General features: G+C 69.3%; 13 protein-coding genes. 8 read left to right on the top strand and 5 right to left on the bottom strand.

Features of this window, described 5'->3' with window-relative positions; genetic code table 11:
• Nucleotides 1-118: 118 nt before the first annotated feature.
• Nucleotides 119-511 carry a VOC family protein gene (locus ABQJ56_RS14185; protein ID WP_367845667.1) on the bottom strand — a complete coding sequence of 131 codons (393 nt, stop codon included), beginning with the start codon at nt 509-511 and terminating at the stop codon, nt 119-121.
• 223 nt (nt 512-734) lie between these two features.
• Here ABQJ56_RS14185 and ubiA point away from each other — a divergent pair, with 223 nt between their 5' ends.
• Nucleotides 735-1664, top strand: a complete 930-nt coding sequence (gene ubiA, locus ABQJ56_RS14180) for a 4-hydroxybenzoate octaprenyltransferase (protein WP_367845666.1) — start codon at nt 735-737, stop codon at nt 1662-1664.
• 39 nt (nt 1665-1703) lie between these two features.
• On the opposite strand, the gene ABQJ56_RS14175 is transcribed toward ubiA, so the two are convergent.
• Together ABQJ56_RS14175 and ABQJ56_RS14170 are read right to left on the bottom strand one after the other, a co-directional pair.
• Nucleotides 1704-2300 carry a glyoxalase superfamily protein gene (locus ABQJ56_RS14175; RefSeq protein WP_367845665.1) on the bottom strand — a complete coding sequence of 199 codons (597 nt, stop codon included), beginning with the start codon at nt 2298-2300 and terminating at the stop codon, nt 1704-1706.
• A gap of 197 nt (nt 2301-2497) precedes the next feature.
• Nucleotides 2498-3217, bottom strand: coding sequence for a ComF family protein (locus tag ABQJ56_RS14170; protein ID WP_367845664.1), 720 nt, complete (start codon nt 3215-3217; stop codon nt 2498-2500).
• Between the two features lie 154 nt (nt 3218-3371).
• Here ABQJ56_RS14170 and ABQJ56_RS14165 point away from each other — a divergent pair, with 154 nt between their 5' ends.
• From ABQJ56_RS14165 to bioC, 6 genes are all read left to right on the top strand, one after another.
• Complete coding sequence (locus ABQJ56_RS14165) at nt 3372-5348, top strand: multicopper oxidase domain-containing protein (RefSeq protein ID WP_367845663.1); 1977 nt, start codon at nt 3372-3374, stop codon at nt 5346-5348.
• A 153-nt stretch (nt 5349-5501) separates the two neighbouring features.
• Entirely contained in the window at nt 5502-6545 is a 1044-nt protein-coding gene (gene bioB, locus ABQJ56_RS14160) for a biotin synthase BioB (protein WP_367845662.1), read from the top strand.
• 109 nt (nt 6546-6654) lie between these two features.
• Nucleotides 6655-7848, top strand: a complete 1194-nt coding sequence (bioF, locus tag ABQJ56_RS14155) for an 8-amino-7-oxononanoate synthase (RefSeq protein ID WP_367845661.1) — start codon at nt 6655-6657, stop codon at nt 7846-7848.
• Nucleotides 7849-7876: 28 nt separating this feature from the next.
• Nucleotides 7877-8785 (top strand): sulfurtransferase, encoded by a 909-nt coding sequence (locus ABQJ56_RS14150; RefSeq protein ID WP_367845660.1) that lies wholly within the window; start codon nt 7877-7879, stop codon nt 8783-8785.
• Nucleotides 8782-9585 (top strand): pimeloyl-ACP methyl ester esterase BioH, encoded by an 804-nt coding sequence (gene bioH, locus ABQJ56_RS14145; protein WP_367845659.1) that lies wholly within the window; start codon nt 8782-8784, stop codon nt 9583-9585. The genes ABQJ56_RS14150 and bioH overlap by 4 nt, the downstream gene beginning before the upstream one ends.
• Complete coding sequence (gene bioC, locus ABQJ56_RS14140; protein WP_367845658.1) at nt 9578-10459, top strand: malonyl-ACP O-methyltransferase BioC; 882 nt, start codon at nt 9578-9580, stop codon at nt 10457-10459. The genes bioH and bioC overlap by 8 nt, the downstream gene beginning before the upstream one ends.
• A 432-nt stretch (nt 10460-10891) precedes the next feature.
• Here bioC and rhtA read toward each other — a convergent pair whose 3' ends face one another.
• Entirely contained in the window at nt 10892-11773 is an 882-nt protein-coding gene (gene rhtA, locus ABQJ56_RS14135) for a threonine/homoserine exporter RhtA (protein ID WP_367845657.1), read from the bottom strand.
• A 107-nt stretch (nt 11774-11880) separates the two neighbouring features.
• Nucleotides 11881-13497, bottom strand: coding sequence for an alpha-glucosidase family protein (locus tag ABQJ56_RS14130; protein ID WP_367845656.1), 1617 nt, complete (start codon nt 13495-13497; stop codon nt 11881-11883).
• Nucleotides 13498-13956: 459 nt separating this feature from the next.
• Between ABQJ56_RS14130 and ABQJ56_RS14125 the strand changes: the two genes are divergently transcribed.
• Nucleotides 13957-16866 (top strand): TonB-dependent receptor, encoded by a 2910-nt coding sequence (locus ABQJ56_RS14125; protein WP_367845655.1) that lies wholly within the window; start codon nt 13957-13959, stop codon nt 16864-16866.
• Nucleotides 16867-16947: the final 81 nt, after the last annotated feature.

The raw sequence follows: 16947 nt of genomic DNA, 5'->3' as shown, positions 1-16947 counted from the left end.
GCCAGCGCGACTCCCATCTCCTGCGCGTGGCCGCCTGAAGACCGCGGACGGGTCCGAACCCATCCCCGTCTTCCACGGCAACGCCATGGTGCACGAAAGCGGGTCGACGCCTCACCCGCTATGCAGCGGTACCCTGTCCCCGGTTTTCCAGCGCCTCGTCCATCGAGCCGCCGCCGTCCAGCTCGAACACGTGGTTGTCGTAGTCGGTGAAGTACAGCGCGGAGTCCTCGCGCGCCATGAAATATTCCACGCCGGATTTGGCCAGCTTCTCGGCATAGCCCGGCAACTCGGCCTTGCCGACCTCGAAGGCGATGTGGTCGCCGTTGCGGGCGGACGGCCCTTCGCCCTGGCGCAGCACGAACCAGACGCCGCCGAACTTGGCCAGCGACTGGCGGTGGCCGTCGTCGTCCGCGTCGCTCACCACGCGTGCGCCGAACACACTGGCGAACAGTTCCGCGGTGCGCGCGGGATCGCAGACGATCAATGCGATATGGCTGATCGACTTGGGCATGGCACGATTCCCGGAGCAGGTGGGATGGAAGCTGGCGCATAGCGTACGCCACGCCGGGACTTGCGCCACGATTGGCCGCCCCGGTCACGGTACCGGGGTCGGGTCGCCACGCTAAACTCGGCGGATGGCTCCGACCTCCCGCAAACGCCAGCGCCGCACTTCACCGCCATCCCCCGCCGCGCGCCCGCGACCCGCCGCCGCGACCGGCCGCGCGTCGCCACCGGTGCGCCCCGCCGACAGCTCCACCCGCGCCGCGCGCGTGCTGGACTGGCTGCTGCGACGGCTGCCGCCGCGCCATCGCGAGAAGGCCCACGACTACCTGGTGCTGACCCGCATGGACCGCCCGATCGGCGCCCTGCTGCTGCTGTGGCCGACCTGGTGGGCACTGTGGCTGGCGGCGGGCGACTGGCCGCCATTCAAGCCGCTCGCGATCTTTACCCTCGGCGTGTTCGCGATGCGCGCGGCGGGTTGCGCGATCAACGACTTTGCCGACCGCAAGCTGGACCCGCAGGTGGAGCGCACCGCGGGCCGACCGATCGCCAGCGGGCGGGTGACGCCGCGCGAGGCGCTGATCGTGTTCGGCGCGCTGCTGGCGTTCGCCTTCGTGCTGGTGCTGTTCACCAACGCGCTGACGATCAAGCTCTCCTTCGCCGGCGCGGCGCTGGCCGCGCTCTACCCGTTCACCAAGCGCTGGACCTACCTGCCGCAGGTGGTGCTGGGCGCGGCGTTCGGCTGGTCCATCCCGATGGCGTTCGCCGCGGTGGCGGGCACGGTGCCGCCGCTGGGCTGGCTGCTGTTCATCGCCAACATCCTGTGGTCGGTGGTGTACGACACCGAGTACGCGATGGTGGACCGCGAGGACGACCTCGCGGCCGGCGCGAAGTCCACCGCGATCCTGTTCGGCGATGCCGACCTGCCCATCCTCGGCATCCTGATGGCCACCCTGCTGCTGGCGATGGTCTTCGTGGGCCAGCGCGCCCATCTCGGCTGGCCGTACTGGCTGGCGCTGCTCGCGGCCACCGGCCTGTTCGCGTACCAGCTGTGGATGATCCGCAAGCGCGAACGCGGCGCCTGCTTCGCCGCGTTCCGCCACAACAACTGGTGGGGGCTGGCAATGTGGATCGGCATCGTGCTGGCGCTGGCGGTGCGTTGAACGGCACGACTGCCGCACCTGCGGCGCTCGCGCGATGCCTCAGACCGGGCTGCCGTCCTCCCTGATCGGCCGGCTGGTGAATTCGCCAAAACGCAGCCGGTTGCCGAACGGATCGATCACCTCCATCACGCGCAACCGCGGCGGCATCGGTTCGATCCCGGGACGCATGTTGGGGTACTCCTTCGCGGCAAGTTCGGCATGGAACGCGTCGATGCCCTTCATGGTGATCCAGCAGGCAGTGCCGGGACTGCCATCACCGTGATGCTCGGACAGGTGGATCACCAGCCTGTCGCGCGAGATCTGCGTATACAGCGTCGCGGGGCCGGCATCAGCCGTGAGCGGTGCATCGGCCCAATCCAGGTGGAAACCGAGATAGTCCAGGTAAAACTCGCGAGCCTTGTCGCGCGAGTAGATGCGCAAGATCGGTGCAGCCGCCTTGAACCGGATGCCGGTCTCGCCATCGGCGTCGCGTTGCCTGGTCAGCGCGATGCGCGCGGCGAGCATGTTCCAGTCGGCATAGCCAAACTGGGCCGCAACCAGTTCCAGGCATTCGCCGTGACCGAGTTCGATCGATTTCTCCGCCAGCCGCTGACGCAGCTGCTTCGCCATGAGCTTGGCGTCGAGATGATTGCGCATGTGGAATCCTCCGTTTCGTGGCGAACGAAGTGGGTGCATCGGTGCCTGCGTTGCCGATCCGTTCGCCATGACGAAGGGTCCGTGGTGTGCCGCTGATACATTCACCGTTCCCGAAGCGGGTGCAGGCGGCAGGCTGTATCGGCCGGCTGCCATCCTAGCGCCGCTCGGCGCGACTTTGGCAGCTCGGGAATCGGGCGTCAGCCGCGCGGCGACGGCGCACGCGCCAGCGCCCACACGTCCACCCGCGCCACGCCGGCCCGCTTCAGCACGCGGGCACATTCGGCGAGGGTGGCGCCGGTGGTCATCACGTCGTCGAGGATCGCCACGTGGGCGGGCAGCGCGACACCCGCACGCACGGTGAAGGCGCCACGCACGTTGCGGCGGCGGGCCACGGCATCCAGTTCGGTCTGCGCCGCTGTGCCGCGCTGGCGCTGCAGCACGTCGTGGCGCAACGGCACGCCGAAGTGGCGCGCCAGCGGCTTCGCCAGCTCCAGCGCCTGGTTGTAGCCACGCCCACGCAGGCGCGCGCGATGCAGCGGCACCGGCAGCAGCAGGGCGGGTTGCGGCAGCGGCATGGGCTCGCGCTGCCACAGCGTGGCCAGTGCGCGGCCGGCGGCGAGGTCGCGGCCGAACTTGAAGCGCGACTCCAGCCGGTCCAGCGGCCAGCCGTAGCGGAACGGCGCCCATGCGGCCTGCCACGGCGGCGCGTGGCGCTGGCATTCGCCGCACAACACGGCGGGCACGGGCAACGGCAGGGCGCAGCGCGCACAGCAGCTGCGGTTGCGCGGCAGCTCGGCGGCGCAGGCCGCGCACAAGTCCGTGCCATCCGCGCCCGGCGCAGCGCACAGCAGGCAGCGCAGTGGCAGCAACCAGCGCGACAGCACATGCCAGGGTTGCAGCAGGCTTGCCTTGTCCATGCGCCCTCCCGTTCCTGCGGTCGATGGTAGCGGCAACGCGTCGCAGCCTGTCACGCCAAACCCACGCCGCGGCCGTACACTCGGGCGCAGTCGATCGCCGGGGCATCGACACCGCATTCTTCCGCCAACGCTCGTCCGTTCCAGGAGGTTCCGCATGACCGTGTCCGACGGCGGCAAATCCGCCACTTCGACCTGGCCGGCCATCGCCGGCACCGCGCTGCGCGTGGCCTTCGGCGTGATCTGGGCCGTGAGCGCCGCGCTGACGTGGACCGCCGATTTCGCCAGCCACTACGTGGGCTACCTGCACAACGCCGCGACCGGGCAGCCCGCCTGGTCGGCCTGGTGGTTCCAGCTGTGGATCGGCCTGGTCACGCCGCATGTCGGTTTCTTCGTGTGGGCCACGCGCATCGCCGAGACGGCGCTGGCGCTGGCCCTGCTGCTGGGCTTCGCGCGCAAGACCACCTACATCGTGGGCATCCTGTTCAGCCTGCTGGTGTGGAGCACCGCCGAAGGCTTCGGCGGCCCCTATTCGGTGGGCGCGAACAACATCGGCGCGGCGATCAGCTACGTGCTGGTGTTCGCGGCGCTGATCGTGATCAACCAGCGCTCCGGCCCCAGCCCGTACAGCCTGGACTACCTGATCGAGAGCCGCTGGCCGGGCTGGCGGAAATTCTCCGAGTGGAACACGGCGATCCGGCCGGACGAAGTGAAGCACCTGTCGTGGCGCGTGCAGGGGCCGGCGCTGGCCGGCGTGCTGGTGCTGGCGGCGTTGCTGCTGGCCGGCCTGCACAGCGCGCTGCACGTGAAGTCGCCGACGCCGGTGGCGGCCGCCGCCGCGGTGACGCCACTGTCGCTGGCCGCGACGACGCCGATCGAGAAGGCGCACGACGCCAGCCTGCCGCCGGTGGCCGCGGGCGACAGCGTGGACGTGGACATCGTCTCCAGCAACGACACGGTGGAGATTGCCAGCGGCGTGCAGTACCAAGCCTGGACCTTCGGCAAGACCGTGCCCGGCCCGGTGATCCACGTGCGCCAGGGGCAGACGGTCAACGTCACCTTCACCAACCGCGGCACCATGCAGCACTCGATCGACTTCCACAGCGCGATCACCCCGCCCAGCCTGCATTACGTGGAGCTGATGCCGGGCGAATCGATCAAGTTTTCGTTCGTGGCGAAGGTGCCGGGTGCGTTCCTGTACCACTGCGGCACGCCGCCGGTGCTGCTGCACATCGCCAACGGCATGTACGGCGCGATCATCGTCGACCCGGCCACGCCGCTGCCGCCGGCGCAGGAGAGCTACGTGCTGGTGCAGGGCGAGTGGTACACCTCGCAGGTGGCCGGCAAGCTGATGGGCGCCAACTACGACAAGATGCAGGAGATGCGCCCGGACGAGGTGGTGTTCAACGGCGCCGCATTCCAGTACCGCGACCATCCGCTGACCGCCAAGCCCGGCGACCTGGTGCGCCTGTACGTGGTCAACGCCGGCCCCAGCCTGTGGAGCGCGTTCCACGTGATTGGCGCGATCTTCGACAAGGTGTACCCGGGCGGCAACCCGGCGCAGGCGATCGACGGCGTATCGACCTACAGCGTGGGGCCGGGCGAAGGCGCGATCTTCGACCTGAGGCTCGACGAGCCGGGCAAGTATCCGTTCGTGGACCACGCGATGGCGCACATGCAGCTGGGCGCGCAAGGTGTGCTGCAGGTACTCGCGCCCAACGGCGAGGCCGTCGCGACGCCGCAGATCACCAAGGCGCCCGAGAGCGCGGCCACCCCGCCGCCCGCCGCCACCGGCCCCTACGCGTTCAATGCGGAGCACGGCGCGCAGCTCTACGCCGCCAACTGCGCGGCCTGCCACCAGGCCACCGGCGAAGGCCTGCCCGGCACCTTCCCGCCACTCAAGGGCAATGCCGCCGTGCTGGATGCCGACCCGACCAAACAGCTCGGCACCATCCTGCACGGCCTGCACGGCGAGGCAATCAACGGCACCACCTACGCGGCGCCGATGCCGCCGTTCGCGGCCAGCTTGAACGACGCCGACATCGCCGACATTGCGAACCACGAGCGCACATCGTGGGGCAACCAGGGCAAGCCGGTCACCGCCGACCAGGTGAAGGCGCTGCGGAGCAAGTAGGCCTCGCCCGCACCACGCGAGGCATCGACAAGGGCGGCCGCAGGCCGCCCTTCGTTTTCCGTCGGCCACCGCCCGTCAACCCCGGATACGCAGCCGCAGGTTGACGATATCGGGCGTGCCGCCCAGACTGGCGCGTCCCCACCGGAGCCCGCCATGCCCGAAGCCCTCATCCGCCACGACTGGAGCCGCGACGAGGTCGCCGCGCTGTTCGCGCTGCCGTTCAACGAGCTGCTGCATCGCGCGCACACCATCCACCGCGAGCACCACGACCCGAACGCGGTGCAGGTGTCCACCCTGCTCTCGATCAAGACCGGCGGCTGCCCCGAGGACTGCGCCTACTGCCCGCAGGCGGCGCGCTACGACACCGGCGTGCAGGCGCAGAAGCTGATGGAAGTCGACGATGTGCTGGCACGTGCGAAGGCCGCCAAGGCCGCCGGCGCCAGCCGCTTCTGCATGGGCGCGGCGTGGCGCGGGCCGAAGGACCGCGACATCCCCAAGGTCGCGGAGATCGTGCGCGCGGTGAAGGACCTCGGCCTGGAAACCTGCGCCACGCTGGGCCTGCTCGGCGACGGCCACGCGCGGCAGCTCAAGGACGCCGGCCTCGACTACTACAACCACAACATCGACACCGCGCCCGAGTTCTACGGCGAGATCATCCACACACGCGAATACCAGGATCGCCTGCAGACGCTGGAGCAGGTGCGCGACGCCGGCCTGAAGACCTGCTGCGGCGGCATCGTCGGCATGGGCGAGACGCGCGCGCAACGCGCCGGCCTGCTGCAGGCGCTGGCCAACCTGCCCGAGCACCCGCACTCGGTGCCGATCAACCAGCTGGTACCGGTGCCGGGCACGCCGCTGGGCAACGCGGAAAAGCTCGACCCGTTCGAATTCGTGCGCACCATCGCGGTGGCGCGCATCCTGATGCCGCTGTCCATCGTGCGCCTCTCCGCCGGCCGCCAGCAGATGGACGACGCGGTGCAGGCGCTGTGCTTCCACGCCGGCGCGGGCTCGATCTTCTACGGCGAGAAACTGCTCACCACCGGCAACCCCGATACCGAACACGACCGCGCGCTGTTCCGCCGCCTCGACCTGCATGCGATGGAAGTGGTGGAGGAAGCGGGCACGGCGCACGCGGACATCATGAAGGCGGCACCGGCGGGTTGCGGGCATGGCTGCGGGTGCAGTGCAGCAGCATGAAGCACCCCCTCCTCGCCTCCCCGCAAGCAAGGGAGGAGCACAGGCTCACCTCCCTCCCCTGCTTGCAGGGGAGGGTTGGGGTGGGGTCGCTCTTCAGCCGCGAATTTCCATGACCCGTGCTGATCTGCTAGAACGCCTGGCCATCCAGACGGCCGAACGCGAACACGCGAACCTGCGCCGCCGCCTGCGCACCATCGAGCACGTCGAAGGCCCGTGGCTGGAAAGCGACGGCCGCCGCCTGCTCGGCTTCTGCAGCAACGACTACCTCGGGCTCGCGCAGCACCCGCAGCTGGTCGCCGCGCTCAAGCGCGCCGCCGATGACGAAGGCGTGGGCAGCGGCTCGGCGCACCTGGTTTGCGGCCATCGCCGCGAGCACGCGCAACTCGAAGAGGCGCTGGCCGACTGGATGGGGCGCGAGCGAGCGCTGCTGTTTTCCACCGGCTACATGGCCAACCTCGGCGTGCTGCAGGCCCTGCTCGCGCCTGGCGACGTGTGCGTGCAGGACAAGCTCAACCACGCCTGCCTGCTCGACGGAGCACGATTGGCCGGCGCCGAACTGAAGCGCTATCCGCATGCCGACATCGAAGCCGCCGCGCGCCAGTTGGCGAGCCGGCCGGATGCCGCCGCGCTCGTCGCCACCGACGGCGTGTTCAGCATGGACGGCGACGTGGCGCCGCTCACCGGACTCGCCGCGTCATGCACCCGCGAACGCGCCACGCTGATGGTGGACGACGCGCACGGCCTCGGCGTGCTGGGTGCGGACGGCGCCGGCAGCGTGGCGGCCGCGGCCCTGGGCCCGCGCGAGGTGCCGGTGCTGATGACCACGCTGGGCAAGGCGCTGGGTTGCAGCGGTGCCTTCGTAGCCGGTTCTGCCGCGCTGGTCGACGGCCTGCTGCAGTTCGCGCGACCGTACATCTACACCACGGCGATGCCGCCCGCGCTGGCGGCCGCGGCCTGCACCGCCGTGGCGATCGCGCGCGGCGAAAACTGGCGCCGCGGAAAACTGCAGTCGCTGATCGCCCGTTTCCGCACCGGCGCCGCGCAACTCGGCCTGCCGCTGACGGACTCGCCCAGCGCGATCCAGCCCCTGCTGCTCGGCGATGCGCGGGCTGCGCTGGATGCCGCGCAGGCGCTGGAACAGCATGGCCTGCTGGTCACCGCGATCCGCCCGCCCACGGTGCCGCAGGGACAGGCGCGACTGCGCATCACGCTGTCAGCGGCACACGAGGACAAGCACGTCGACCTGTTGCTGGATGCGCTGGCCACGCTGCCGCGGCGGATCGGTGCGGGTGGCCACGTATAATGGCGGGTCGCTACGCCGCCTTGTCCCCATGAACATCGTCAACCTCGCCGCCTACCGCTTCGTCGCGCTGGACGACCTGCCCGCGCTGCGCGAGCGCGTGCTCGAACGCGCCGCCGCGCTGGCACTGAAGGGCACCGTGCTGCTGGCGCCCGAGGGCATCAACCTGTTCCTCGCCGGCCCGCGCGAGGCGGTGGACGCGTTCATGGCGTGGCTGTGCGCGGACACGCGCTTCGCCGGGCTGGAAGCGAAGGAGTCGATCTCCGGCAGCGTGCCGTTCGGCCGCCTGCGCGTGCGGCTGAAGAAGGAGATCATCACCATGCACATGCCGGCGGTCCGCCCCGAAGGCGGCCGTGCGCCGGCGGTGGATGCGCCCACGCTGAAGCGCTGGCTGGACCAGGGCCATGACGACGACGGCCGCGACGTGCTGATGCTGGACACGCGCAACGACTACGAAACCGCCGTGGGCAAGTTCGCGCAGGCGGTGGACTACCGGCTCGCCAGCTTCACCGCCTTCCCCGCCGCCGTGGCCGCCGACCGCGCCCGCTACGCGGGCAAGACCGTGGTGTCGTACTGCACCGGTGGCATCCGCTGCGAGAAGGCCGCGTTGCACATGCAGGAACTGGGCATCGAGCGCGTGCACCAGCTCGAAGGCGGCATCCTCAAATACCTTGAGCTCACCGACGGCGCGCACTGGCAGGGCGACTGCTTCGTGTTCGACGGGCGCGGGGCGGTGGATGCAAACCTCGCCCCCGCAAGTTCACTCCCTCTCCCCTCCGGGGAGAGGGCAGGGGTGAGGGGACACGCTGGCGATGAGCCCACATCGGGGCAGGCTCCGAACAACATTCCCGCAAGCACCCGCCCCTCACCTCGATCCTCTCCCCGAAGGGGAGGGGAGGCGAACGCAAAAGGCGCCTTGCTCCATTGGGGCGGGGCATGAGCCTCTACATCGAAAAGCTCGGCCACGGCCCCGTGCCGCTGGTGCTGCTGCACGGCTGGGCGATGCACGGCGGCGTGCTGGCGCCACTGGTCGAGGCGCTGGCCGATCGTTGCACGATGCATGTGGTGGACCTGCCCGGCCACGGCTGGTCGCGCGACTGCGGCCTGTCATTGGAGCCGCATGCCTGCGCCGCGGCGATCACCGCCGCCACGCCGCCGGCACTCTGGCTGGGCTGGTCGCTGGGCGGCCTGGTCGCACTCACCGCGGCGCTGGAGCACCCACAGCACGTGCGCGGCCTCGCGATGCTGTGCGCCACGCCGAAGTTCGCGCGCGACGAGAGCTGGACCTGGGGCAGCGACGCGGCGCTGGTGCACCAGCTCGCGCTGGACCTGGAAACCGATTACCACGCCACCATCGACCGCTTCCTTGCGCTGGAAGCCATGGGCAGCGCCGATCCGCGCGCCGCGTTGCGCCACCTGCGCGAGGTCACCTTCGCGCGCGGCGAACCCGACCTGCGCGTGCTGCAGGAAGGCATCCGCATCCTCGAAACCAGCGATCTGCGCACGCGACTGCCCTCGCTGCGCCAGCCCAGCGCATGGATCGCCGGCCGGCGCGACCGACTGGTGCCGCCACAGGCGATGGAATGGTCCGCACGCCAGGCACGAGGCAGTTACACGCAGATCGAACACGCCGGCCACGCGCCGTTCGTCGCGCACGCCGACGAACTGGCGCAGGCGCTGCAGCCCTTGCTGGACGGCTTTCATGAGCACGGCCCCGATGAGTGCGGCTTCAATGAGTGATTTCCACCTCGACCGCGGCCAGGTGCGCCGCAACTTCGGCCGCGCGGCGCGCACGTATGAGCAGCACGACGCCCTGCAGCGCGAGGTGCAGCAGTCGCTGCTGGATCGCCTGGGCTTCTACCTGGAAACGCCGGAACGCGTGCTCGACGTGGGCGCCGGCACCGGCCGCGGCACCGCGCTGCTGAAGCAGCGCTACGCCAAGGCCGAGGTGATCGCGGTCGACCTCGCGCTGCCGATGCTGCGCGCGGCGAAGGCGCACAGCGGCTGGCTGAAGCCGTTCCGCCGCGTCTGCGCCGAGGCCACCGCGCTGCCCTTCCCCGACCACAGGGTGGACGTGCTGCACTCCAACCTGTGCTTCCAGTGGATCACCGACCTCGCCGCCCTGTTCGGCGAATGCGCGCGCGTGCTCAAGCCCGGCGGCCTGCTCGCGTTCACCACCTTCGGCCCCGACACGCTGAAGGAACTGCGCGCGGCCTGGGCCGCGGTGGACGGCCATTCCCATGTCAGCCGCTTCCTCGACATGCACGACATCGGCGACGCGGTGCTCAACGCGGGCCTGCGCGACCCGGTGCTGGACGTGGAGCGCTACACGCTCACCTACAGCGAACCGCGCAAGCTGCTGGAGGAACTGCGCGGACTGGGCGCCACCCACGCCGACGCCGCGCGCGAACGCCACCTCACCGGCAAGTCGCACTACCGCGCCATGCTCGCCGCCTACGAGGCGATGCGCGTGGACGGCCGCATTCCCGCCACCTGGGAAGTGGTGACCGCGCATGCCTGGGGTCCGCCGCCAGGGCAGTCGCGCCGCCTGCCCGGCGGCGGCGAAATGGCCAGCTTCTCGCTCAGCAGCCTGAAGGGGTCGCGGCGGCGCTGAGGCGCACCCCGTGTGGCGTCATGCCCGCGGACGCGGGCATCCATTCTGATGTTGGCGTTGTGGCGCTGATGTTGGCGTTGTGGCGTGGTTGGCGTTGCGTTGGTCGCAAACGACCTGGATTCGTCGCAAGCAACAAAGCGGCTTCGAGCGCCTGCCGGCGCCCGAGTTACTTCTCCTTTGCTTGTCCAAAGGAGAAGTAACCAAGAGGAAACGACACCCCGGTTGGCGCTTGCCGGGCCTCCTGCCCTCCGCCCTTGCGGGCCAGCTTCGCGGTTCGCCCGCGCTCCTGCGGGTGCGTGGGCATACAAAGAGAAAGGAACTCGGCCGCCGGCAGGTGGACGAAACCGCTTTGAATCTTACGTACACGCGGAAGCAGAAGCCCCTCTCCCCAACCCCTCTCCCGCAAGCGGGCGAGGGGGGAATACCCCACACTCAATTCACCAGCGGCTCCGCCACCGGCCTGCGCACGCTGAGCGCGGTGCCGGCGGCGGCGACGATGATCGCCGCGATCGCCAGCCACTGCAGCAGGCCGAGCCGCTCGCCGAGCAGGGCCACGCCGGTCAGCGCGGCGAAGGCCGGCTCCAGGCTCAGCAGGGTGCCGAAGCTGCGTGTCGGCAGGCGGGTCAGCGCCACCATTTCCAGCGAATACGGCAGGGCGGAACTGAGCACGGCCACGCCCAGCGCGAACGGCAGCAGCGCGGGATTGAACAGCGCGCTGCCGGCATGCGCCACGCCGACCGGGATCGCCAGCAGCGCCGCGATCGAGGTGCCCCAGGTCACCGCGTCGCCGCCATGCGCACTGCCGGCGCGCTGGCCCAGCACGATGTAGCACGCCCAGCCCACGCCGGCGGCCAGCGCGTACAGCACGCCGGCCGGATCGAGTGCATGCGCCTGCCCGCGCAGCGGCAGCAGCAGGAGCAGGCCCGCCACCACCAGCGCGATCCAGACGAAATCCAGCAGGCGGCGCGAGCCGAACAGGGCCAGCGCCAGCGGCCCGGTGAATTCCAGCGCCACCGCGATGCCCAGCGGAATCGTGCGCAGCGACATGTAGAACACCAGGTTCATCGCGCCGATCGACAGGCCGTAGCCCCACAGCGCACGCAGGTCGCGGCCACGCTGCCACGAGCGCCAGGGCCGCCGCACCAGCAGCAGGATCAGCGCACCCAGGCCCAGCCGGCAGGCGGTGGCGCCTTGTGCGCCGACCATGGGAAACAACTGCTTGGCCAGCGCGGCGCCCAGCTGGTACGAGGCCATGCTGACCAGCAGCACGCCGACCGCGAACAGCACGGAAGCACGGGAGGTGTGCGCGGACACGAAGCGGGAGACCGAGGGGGACGGATCGCCATGATGCCTGCGCCCGCGCGCAAAACCCATCCCGCCCGGCCATCGCTGCTGCCAGCGGCTGGCAGCAGTGCGACGCCCTACCCGATCCGCGCGAACAGGCTGCCGTTGGCGGGCAGGCGCAGGCGCTCGCCGTCCAGCGTGCCCGCCACCAGGCCGTGGCCCTGCAGCGGCTGCAGCGTTCCGGGCAGCGGCAACGCGAACTCCACCGGCGCGGCGGACAGGTTGAACACGACGAGCACCCGTTCCCCGCTCAGCTCGCGCACGAAGGCCAGCACCGGCTCGGGCGTGTCGAGGAAACGTATGGCACCGCTGCGCAGCGCAGGCTGCCCGCGGCGCCAATGCACGAAGCGGCGATAGCCGTTGAGCGCGGAAGCGGGATCGACCTGCTGGCGCGCCACGTCCAGCGCGCGATGTTCGGGCGGCACCGGCAGCCACGGCGTGGCGCGGCTGAAACCGGCGTGCTCGCCGTCATTCCACGGCATCGGCGTGCGGCAGCCGTCGCGGCCCTTGAACTCGGGCCAGAACGCGATGCCGTAGGGATCGCGCAGCGCCTCGTAGGGCAGTTCGGCCTCGGTGAGGCCCAGCTCCTCGCCCTGGTACACGCAGACCGAACCGCGCAGCGAGCAGACCAGCGCGGTGAGCTGGTTCGCCATCGCGGCCGAGCCATCGCCATTGCCCCAGCGGCTGAGCACGCGCTCCACGTCGTGGTTGGAGATCGCCCAGCACGGCCAGCCTTCGGCCATCTTCGCCTCCTGCGCGCGCACGGTGTCGCGGATGTAGGCGGCGCTGAAGTCGTCGGTGAGCAGCTCGAAGCTGTAGCCCATGTGCAGGCGATGGCCGCTGGTGTATTCGGCCATCGTGGCCAGCGAATCCTCCGAGGAGATTTCGCCCAGCGTGGCGATGCCGGGATAGCGGTCCATCAGCGCCCGCAGTTCGCCGAGGAAGGCGAGGTTCTCGGGCCGCGTGTTGTTGTAGTAGTGGTACTGGAACGCGTAGGGGTTGTCCGCGCTGAAGCCTCGCCCGGTGCGCTGCGCCTTGGGCTTGGCCGGGTTGTCGCGCAGCTGCGCGTCGTGGAAGCAGAAGTTGATCGAGTCGAGGCGGAAGCCGTCCACGCCGCGGTCCAGCCAGAAGCGCAGGTTGTCCAGCACCGCCGCGCGCACTTCCGGGTTGTGGAAGTTGAGGTCGGGCTGGGCGGCGAGGAAGTTGTGCAGGTAGTACTGGCCGCGCCGCGGTTCCCAGCGCCAGGCCGGTCCGCCGAAGATCGACAGCCAGTTGTTGGGCGGCGTACCGTCTTCCTTCGCGTCGGCCCACACATACCAGTCGGCCTTCGGATTGTCGCGGCTCTGCCGGCTCTCCCCGAACCAGGCGTGCTCTGCCGAGGTATGGCTGAGCACCTGGTCGATCATCACCTTGAGCCCGCGCGCATGCGCCTCGCGCAGCAGGCGGTCGAAGTCGGCGAGCGTGCCGAACAGGGGATCGACGTCGCAGGGATCAGCGATGTCGTAGCCGAAATCCGCCATCGGCGAGCGGAAGAACGGGGCGATCCAGATCGCGTCCACGCCCAGCCCCGCCACGTAGTCGAGCCGCTCGATGATGCCGGGCAGGTCGCCCACGCCGTCGCCGTCGGTGTCGAGGAAGCTGCGCGGGTAGATCTGGTAGATGACGGCTCCGCGCCACCATGGTGTGTCAGTCATTGCTGGGCCCCGTGACGTGAGCGGGCGGCCTTCCGGGGCCGCCCGCCATCGAACGGCGCCCAGCTTAGTGGCAGGGCATGCCGATCCCGCACAGTGCTGCATACGTATTCATGGATGCTGCAGCCGCGTCATGAGCCTGCAACAAATGGACGTCCAAACGATTTCGTGCCGGCGGCGCCTCCGTGCGCGGATGCAGGCGTGCCGCGGCTTTGCGCGCCACGCGCCACGCCGCGCCCGGTCGCGCGGCGGCGCGATGCTGCGTCGCAGCGAAGGAGTTTGCGCCGCGCCATGAATACGTATGCACGAATCGTTCGCGCCGAAAACGCCGCCCTACCATGCAATCACGCGACGGGGGGCACGGGCGCAAGCCGGTTGCTGACGAAGCCGTCGATGGAATCGCCGGACGGTTCACGCCGCGACAACGACAACGACCAATTCGTGGGGAGACGAGACATGTTGATGAAACACAAGCTGCTGGCCATGGCGATCGCATCGGCCTGCCTTGGCACGTGCGCCGTGGCCAGCGCCGCCACCGCGCCGGCGCCCGCCGCGCAGCAGCAGGACACCCAGCAGAGCACCAGCGACCAGACCACCAGCACGAATCCCTTGTCCCCGCGTGACAAGAAGGAAAAGGCGAAGCAGATGCAGGCCGTGCAGGTGAACGGCTTCGTCAGCAGCATCGAGAACTCCACCGCGCTGAAGAGGAACGCCGACTCCATCGTCGAGGCGGTCTCCGCCGAGCAGGTCGGCAAGCTGCCCGGCACCTCCATCGCCGACACGCTGGGCCGCCTGCCCGGCCTCGCGGTGCAGACCGTGGACGGTCGCCCGCAGGTGCTGACCATCCATGGCCTCGGCCCCGACTTCTCCACCGCCCTGATCAACGGCGGCCAGCAGGTCTCCACCTCCAACAACCGCGACGTGCAGTTCGACCAGTACCCGTCGAGCTGGTTCGACAACGTGGTGGTGCACCTCAGCCCGCAGGCCGACCTGATCGGCCAGGGCCTCACCGGCACGGTGGACATGCACACGATCCGCCCGCTGGACAAGTCCGGCCCCGAGGCGGCGGTGAACGCCAAGTACATCTGGAACGACATGTCCCAGCTGGCCAACGGCCCGGGCGTCAGCAATTCCGGCCACAACTTCAACGGCGTGTGGGTGGACCAGTTCGCCAACCACACCCTGGGCGTGACCCTGGGCGTGGATCTGGAGGACAACCCCTCGCAGATCGAGCACCAGGCGCCGTGGGGCTACGCGACCGATCCGAACGGGAACGGGGTGATCGGCGGCTCGAAGAACTACGGCATCACCGACTCGATGAAGCGCAACGGCGTGCTCGCCACCGTGGAATGGCAGCCGAACGAGTTCTACACCGGCACCATCGACCTCACCTACGACAACTTCAAGGAAACCCAGCAGGCCAAGGGCATGGAGCTCCCGCTGGGATACGGGTCGGAGGGAGTGGCATCCATGACACCGGGCTCGGTGTCCAACGGTTTCGTCGAAAACGGCACCTATACCAACGTCAAGCCGGTGGTCCGCAACGACTACAACAGCACCAGCGCCCGGGTCTACAACTTCAACTGGGACAACAAGTTCACCATCAACGAGAACTGGTCGGTGGATGCCGACGCGAACTATTCGCGCGCCACCCGCCATGACGTCGACCTCGAGAGCTATTCCGGCACCGGCTACGGCACCAGCGGCGGCGCGCTCGACACGGTGGGCTTCAACGAGCTCAGCAACGGCATGCTCTACCTCAGCCCGTCGCTGGACTACACCCAGGGCGTGATGCTGACCGACCCGCAGGGCTGGGGCGCAGGCAGCGACGTGGTGCAGGCCGGCTTCATCAATGCGCCGCGCACCGTCGACTACCTGGCCAACGTGCGCATCGCGGTGGAGCGCAGCTTCGCCAGCGGCCCGTTCTCCAGCATGGAGTTCGGCGTGAGCAACAGCAACCGCAACAAGTCCTACAACATCGACCAGGCCTTCCTGACCCTGGGCGGCGGCACCATCAGCGGCGGCAGCGCCGTCGAGACTGCGCCGATCCAGGGCGGCAGCAGCTGCGATCCGCTGTCGTGGATGGGCATCGGCCCGGAGCTCTGCTACAACCCGTTCGCCCTGATCGACAACGGCAGCCTGGTCAACGTGCCGACGTTCGGCTCCAATACCGGCACGCCGCCGAACTGGAAGACGCATGAGAACGTCTTCACCCCGTACATCCAGTTCAACCTCGACACCAACCTGGGCGGCATCAGCCTGCGCGGCAACTTCGGCATGCAGATGCAGCACACCGCGCAGCGTGCGGAAGGCGAGCGCGTGGCGCCGGGCAGCGCCATCACCGGCAACGCGATCGAGCTGATCCCGGTGTCCGGCAGCACCAGCTACACCCGCTACCTGCCCAGCGCGAACCTGATCTTCGGCTTCACCGACAACGACGACCTGCGCGTCAGCGCCGCCCGCACCCTGGCCCGCCCGCGCATGGACCAGATGAACGCCGGCCTGGGAGTGAGCGGCAACGTCACCCTCCTGGAGAGCACCAACCCGAACCAGGCATACTTCAGCGCCTCCGGCGGCAACCCGAAGCTCACGCCCACCATGGCCGACAACTACAACGTCAGCTACGAGCACTACTTCTCGGGGCCGGCATCGGGTTACCAGTGCAACTCCGCCGACCAGAAGAACTCGGAGCTGTGCCGCAGCGGTGGTGGTGGCGGCTACTTCTCGGTGTCGGGCTACTTCATCGACCTGCACGACTACATCAACCCGAACTCGTCCTTCCTGTACGACTTCAGCTCCTTCCTGCCGTTCACCCTGAGCCCGACGCAGTTGAGCGAGCTGGGCACCCCCTACGGCATCGTGACCGGCCCGACCAATGACGGCCACGGCTACGTCAAAGGCCTCCAGGGCACCTTGAACCTGCCGTTCAACCTGCTCACCCCGGTACTCGACGGCTTCGGCACGATCCTCACCGCCAACCGCACCAAGAGCTCGCTGGTGTACGCCGGCAATGCCACGCCGATCACCGTGCCGGGCCTGTCCAAGTGGGTCGCCAACGGCACGATCTACTACCAGCACAACGGCTTCGAGGCGCGCATCAGCGACAGCTACCGCTCCGACTTCCTGGGCGAGGTGTCTGGCATCAGCGCCACGCGCATCGAGCAGACGCTGAAGGGCGGCAGCACCTACGACGCGCAGGCGAGCTACACGTTCGATCACGGCACGTTCAAGGGCCTGACCCTGATCGCGACGGGCTCGAACCTGTCGAACAAGATCTTCACCACGTTCCAGAACAACGACCCCCGCCAGGTGCTGACCTGGGAACGCTACGGCCGCACCTACTCGCTGGGTGTCTCGTACAAGTTCCAGTAAGCGGCAACACGCAAGGTTCTGCGTACTCCCCGTGCCCCGCTGCGTGCAAACCAGCGGGGCCTTTTTTCGACGGTACCGACA

Origin of the sequence: Rhodanobacter geophilus, from assembly GCF_040812275.1 — a bacterium.
GTDB classification, from domain to species: domain Bacteria; phylum Pseudomonadota; class Gammaproteobacteria; order Xanthomonadales; family Rhodanobacteraceae; genus Rhodanobacter_A; species Rhodanobacter_A geophilus.
This window is presented reverse-complemented; position numbering and strand designations above follow the sequence as displayed.

What these genes read in the sequence shown, in the direction of transcription:
- ABQJ56_RS14165 (WP_367845663.1), top strand. Translation starts at nt 3,372, where the DNA reads ATGACCGTGTCCGACGGCGGCAAATCCGCCACTTCGACCTGGCCGGCC.
- bioH (WP_367845659.1), top strand. Translation starts at nt 8,782, where the DNA reads ATGAGCCTCTACATCGAAAAGCTCGGCCACGGCCCCGTGCCGCTGGTG.
- bioB (WP_367845662.1), top strand. Translation starts at nt 5,502, where the DNA reads ATGCCCGAAGCCCTCATCCGCCACGACTGGAGCCGCGACGAGGTCGCC.
- bioF (WP_367845661.1), top strand. Translation starts at nt 6,655, where the DNA reads ATGACCCGTGCTGATCTGCTAGAACGCCTGGCCATCCAGACGGCCGAA.
- ABQJ56_RS14175 (WP_367845665.1), bottom strand. Translation starts at nt 2,300, where the DNA reads ATGCGCAATCATCTCGACGCCAAGCTCATGGCGAAGCAGCTGCGTCAG.
- bioC (WP_367845658.1), top strand. Translation starts at nt 9,578, where the DNA reads ATGAGTGATTTCCACCTCGACCGCGGCCAGGTGCGCCGCAACTTCGGC.
- ABQJ56_RS14185 (WP_367845667.1), bottom strand. Translation starts at nt 511, where the DNA reads ATGCCCAAGTCGATCAGCCATATCGCATTGATCGTCTGCGATCCCGCG.
- ABQJ56_RS14170 (WP_367845664.1), bottom strand. Translation starts at nt 3,217, where the DNA reads ATGGACAAGGCAAGCCTGCTGCAACCCTGGCATGTGCTGTCGCGCTGG.
- ABQJ56_RS14130 (WP_367845656.1), bottom strand. Translation starts at nt 13,497, where the DNA reads ATGACTGACACACCATGGTGGCGCGGAGCCGTCATCTACCAGATCTAC.
- ABQJ56_RS14150 (WP_367845660.1), top strand. Translation starts at nt 7,877, where the DNA reads ATGAACATCGTCAACCTCGCCGCCTACCGCTTCGTCGCGCTGGACGAC.
- ABQJ56_RS14125 (WP_367845655.1), top strand. Translation starts at nt 13,957, where the DNA reads ATGAAACACAAGCTGCTGGCCATGGCGATCGCATCGGCCTGCCTTGGC.